We start from the raw sequence: 3645 nt of genomic DNA, 5'->3' as shown, positions 1-3645 counted from the left end.
GGCGCCGGGCTCGCCCGTCGGAAACCTGTCCATGGCCACGGACCGCGCGCCCACGATGATCATCGGCGGGCAGCGGGACCCGGTGGTCACACCGTCCTATCTGACCACCCTGTACGCGACGACGCCCACGGCCACCCCGAGCGACTTCGTCCAGATCGCCGGGGCCGACCACGTGTACTACACGCATCCCAACAACGTCGAGATGAAGGTCCTCATCCCGTGGTTGAAGACCTTTGTGGACAGTGACGGCCGCTACACCCAGTTCCTGTGCCCGAAGCCGCCCGATCCCGTCGGGATCTCGCTCTACCGGCCCAAGTGCCCTTACGCGCCGCCGGCGGGCTCCCGCGCGCGCCCATGACTGGATGCGGGCTCAAGCCGGGCATCTACGAGGACGCCGGCACGTCATGTACCGGGTCTCCAGTGTGCGCTGATCTTCCCCAAAAGTGAGGAGTGCACGTGAAACACAGTCCTTCCGGGCGATTGTGGCGGGTGTCGGCCGTGATCACGGCGGCCGTCACGCTACTGGCCACAGCGGCCACACAGGCCACCGCCGCCGCGACTGCGTCGGCCGTCGTGCCGGCGGCGTCGACTGCCGGCTGTGGCATGGCCCCTACGCTGAGCAGCGGCACCCACACGATCACCAGCAGCGGCAAGAGCCGCAGCTACATCCTGACGCTGCCCGCCAACTACGACCGCAACCATTCGTACCGACTGGTCTTCGGGCTGCACTGGCTCGGCGGCAACGCTGAAGACGTCGTCACCGGGCGCACGGTGCTGACCGGGGTGTGGGCCTACTACGGGCTCCAGCAGCTGTCCGACAACAGCACCATCTTCGTCGCGCCGCAGGGCCTGAACAACGGCTGGGCCAACCCCGGCGGACAGGACGTCACGCTCATCGATGACGTGCTCAAGCAGATCGAGGGTGGCCTCTGCGTGGACACCACGCGGGTCTTCTCGGTCGGCTTCAGTTACGGGGCGGCCATGACCTACGCTCTGGCCTGCGCGCGGCCGACCGTGTTCCGGGCGGTCGCGCTCTACTCCGGCGGCCTGCTCAGCGGGTGCAGCGGCGGCACGCAGCCGGTCGCGTATCTGGCCTCGCACGGCGTGAGCGACCCCGTGCTCAGCATCTCCGGCGGGCGGTCGCTGCGGGACCGCTTCGTGAAGAACAACAAGTGCACACCCCAGAATCCGCCGGAGCCGGCCAAGGGCAGCCGCACGCACATCGCCACCACATACACGGGCTGCTCGGCCGGGCACCCGGTGGAGTGGGTCGCCTTCGACGGTGGCCACGACGCCTGCCCGGCCGACGGCGTTTAATCGCCACCGCGCCGGCGCCGGTGAAGGGCCGCACCACCTGGCTCCCCAAGGAGACCTGGAAGTTCTTCACCCAGTTCTGATCGGACGTCGGGAAGACCCTGTCGGCGGACGGGTCTTCCCGAGCCGGTTCGTCGAATGGCGTCGAACGACGTTGACGCTGACGCGGAGCCGGTTCTAGCCTCCGGCGGTGGCCTGAGGACGGATGCTCGGTCGCTGTCCTCGTTCCGCCGCCGGAGGTGCGTTCCCGTGTCCGTGCCCGAATCCCCGTTGGCCCGCCGGTCTTTCCCGTCCGACGCGGTGCCGCTGCCGCCGCCGCGCGTGCCCCGGTCCGATCTTGGGCTGGACCAGCAGCCGAACGCGAGGGTGTGTTGGCTCCAGGACGCCAAGATCGGCCTGTTCATCCACTGGGGTGTCTACGCCGGCCCCGCCCGGGGCGAATGGCTTCAACGGGATGCCGAGATCGAGCCGAGTGTCTACCGCCGTTTCCTGGATGAGAGTTCCCCGGAGCAGTTCACCGCGGACGCCTACGACCCGGAGGCGTGGACGCGGCTGGCCCAGGAGATGGGCGCGCGGTATGTCGTGCTGACCGCGCGGCACCACGACGGCTTCGGACTGAGCGCCAACTCGCATCCGAACGCGTGGACCAGCCTCCAACCGCCGCTGGAGGCGGACTTCGTCGCCGACTACGTGCGCGCGGTGCGCGCCGCCGGTCTGAGGGTGGGCCTGTACTACTCGCCGATCAACTGGCGCTATCCGGGCTACTACAACGTCACCGGCGCACCCCGGGACACGCCGCCCTGGAACCAGGAGGGCGACGCGGTCGACCTCCGGGCGAACGCCCGCGTGCTGAAGGAAGAGGTCTACCAGGCCGTGCGGCAGCTGGTGACCGAGTACGGCCCGATCGACGACCTGTGGTGGGACGGCGCCTGGCTGGCCGAGCAGGGCCCCGATGAGGACGGCGCCTTCTTCTGGGAACCGGGCCGGTACCGGGATCCGGCCAACGACTGGCCCGTGGGGGAGCACGGCGAGACCGAGCCCGCGACCGGCCGGCCACTCGGCCTGATGGGCATGGTCCGCGCCCACCAGCCGGGCATCGTGGCGAACTCCCGGTCGGGCTGGATCGGCGACTACGGCGTGGAGGAAGGCGGGGAGATTCCCTCCGGGCCGCTGCGCGACGACGTGGTGGAGAAGACGTTCACCATTCGCGGTCACTGGGGGCACACGGCCGCCGCGACCTCGATGAGCTACGACGAGCTCATGGCGGTGGTGGTCAACAGCCTGGTGCGGAACATGACCTGCCTGATCAATGTCGGGCCCGACCGGCACGGTGTGGTGCCGCCGGACGCCGTGGCCGTGCTGCGGCGGCTCGGGACTTTTCTCAGCGAGCACGGGGAGTCGGTGTACGGGACCCGTGGCGGCCCGTGGCCGCCGTGTGACGGTGGGGTCGGCTACACCCATCGGGGTGCGACCTTCTACGCCCACCTGCTGCCCGGCCAGCCCGTTGGCGCGTTCACCACGCCGGCCATCGGCGATGCGCGGGTTCGGCGCGTGTACGACGTGCGCACCCAGCAGAACCTGCCGTACCGCGTCGATGCCGACGGACGGGTGACGATCACCGGCATCGATCGCCGGTCGCATCCGCAGGACACCGTGCTGGCGGTGGAATTGGATCGGCCCGTAGTGCCCGTCGGCATCGACATCGACCAGGTCACCGTGGCGGAGGACGGCCATGCGGAGGTCGACCTCGGCCGAGTCGTCGAGCTGACCGGTGTTCGGATCGTCTGGGAGGGCGAGGGCATCGGCCGCTACCGGGTCGACGGCTCGACCGACGGCGTCACGTGGGCGATCCTGGCCGAGCGCACCGACAACACGGACGCCGAGCGGGTGCGGACGGTGCTGTGTCAGGCATCGGCTCGTTTCGTGCGCGTGACGGCCGACGGGCCGGCGTCCATGGTCTCGTTCGAAGCCTTCGATCGCCCGTTCAGCCTTGAGTGTTAGCGCTAACAGATGCATGAGGGGACAGGTATGGGAAACAAGCCGCGTGGGCTCGGACGGCTCGTGGCGATCACCGTCGCGGCGGCGGCGCTGGCACTCGGACAGGCCGTGGCCGTCGGGGCGGCTCCGCCGGCCCCGGCCGTCGCCGCGGTGGCGACGCCGCCGATGGGCTGGGCCTCCTGGAACAGCTTCGCCGCCGGGATCAACGCCGACGTGATCAAGTCACAGGCGGACGCGCTGGTGTCCAGCGGGCTCAAGGACGCCGGTTACCAGTACGTCGACATCGACGAGGGCTGGTGGCAGGGCACGCGGGACAGCGCCGGAAACATCACG

At 69.8% G+C, this 3645-nt stretch carries 3 protein-coding genes and 1 pseudogene; all 4 read left to right on the top strand.

Annotated features, from left to right (window positions below; genetic code table 11):
• Positions 1-358, top strand: a 358-nt coding sequence (locus KUTG_RS01805; RefSeq protein ID WP_369794418.1) for an alpha/beta fold hydrolase, incomplete at its 5' end; no start/stop codon positions are given.
• Positions 359-456: 98 nt separating this feature from the next.
• A complete protein-coding gene (locus KUTG_RS01800; protein ID WP_369794417.1) occupies positions 457-1317 on the top strand; it encodes a CE1 family esterase in 861 nt (286 codons plus the stop codon).
• Positions 1318-1563: 246 nt separating this feature from the next.
• Positions 1564-3315 (top strand): alpha-L-fucosidase, encoded by a 1752-nt coding sequence (locus KUTG_RS01795; RefSeq protein WP_052393718.1) that lies wholly within the window; start codon positions 1564-1566, stop codon positions 3313-3315.
• Between the two features lie 27 nt (positions 3316-3342).
• Positions 3343-3645: pseudogene (locus KUTG_RS01790) on the top strand (alpha-galactosidase); the annotation flags it as partial.

This window comes from Kutzneria sp. 744, assembly GCF_000568255.1.
In the GTDB taxonomy this organism is placed as follows: domain Bacteria; phylum Actinomycetota; class Actinomycetes; order Mycobacteriales; family Pseudonocardiaceae; genus Kutzneria.
Note: the sequence above shows the minus strand (reverse complement) of the source record. Positions and strands in the feature narration are given on the sequence as shown.